Origin of the sequence: Rhodococcus sp. R1101 (genome assembly GCF_000278445.1) — a bacterium.
GTDB classification, from domain to species: Bacteria; Actinomycetota; Actinomycetes; order Mycobacteriales; family Mycobacteriaceae; genus Rhodococcus; species Rhodococcus gordoniae.
The window spans coordinates 1-768 of the sequence record NZ_AJVB01000865.1 but is presented as its reverse complement, the minus strand read 5'-3'; the positions used below and the strand labels follow the sequence as shown (position 1 = coordinate 768).

Here is a 768-nt window from a genome sequence, read left to right as displayed (position 1 = left end):
GCCGCGTAGGAGCCAACATCGTCACCTCGATGTTCGACGACGAAGCGCGCAACCACGGATTCGACGCGCTCCCGCCGCACACGGAGCGATATGCCCGGGCGGAGGAGTTCATCGAGGTGCTGTGCGCACTGTGGGATTCGTGGGACGACGGCGGCGTCCTCGTCGACCGGGCCGGCGGCAGGTTCCTGGACTCCTCCGCGATCCGTCCGATCCATCACCGGGGCAAGCACTTCCGCGTCGACGGTCCCCTGACCGTGCCGCGGTGCCCGCAGGGCCGTCCCGTGCTGTTCCAGGCCGGAGCATCGGAGACCGGCCGCAACCTCGCGGCCCGCCACGCCGAGGCCGTCTACTCGGTCGCGTGGGACATGACCGCGGCGCTCGAGTACGCCACCGACGTGCGTGCACGCATCGCCTCCGTGGGCAGGGACGCCGGTTCGGTCGCCATCCTGCCGGGGCTCGTGACCTACGTCGGCCGCACCGAAGACGAAGCGTGGGCGAAGAAGGCGGAACTCGACGCTCTGCTCGACATCGACGCCGCCCTCGCCCAACTCGGAGTCTTCACCGGTCAGGACTACACGCGCCACGATCTCGACGCTCCCGTCGGCGACCTGCCGCCCATCGAGGAGTTCACCGGTCCGCAGGGCCGCTATGCGACGGTGCAGCGCATCATCGAGACCCGGCGTCCCACCTTGCGCGAGCTGCTCGGTTACCTCGCGGCGGGTGGTGGCCACGCGACGATGATCGGCACCCCCGAATCCGTCGCCGACA

Annotated in this window: 1 protein-coding gene; it reads left to right on the top strand. The window is 70.1% G+C overall.

The genetic code is table 11. From position 1 onward, the window contains the following. The coding region (locus tag R1101_RS0124840) for an NtaA/DmoA family FMN-dependent monooxygenase (RefSeq protein WP_016935810.1) at window positions 1-768 on the top strand (768 nt) is incomplete at both ends.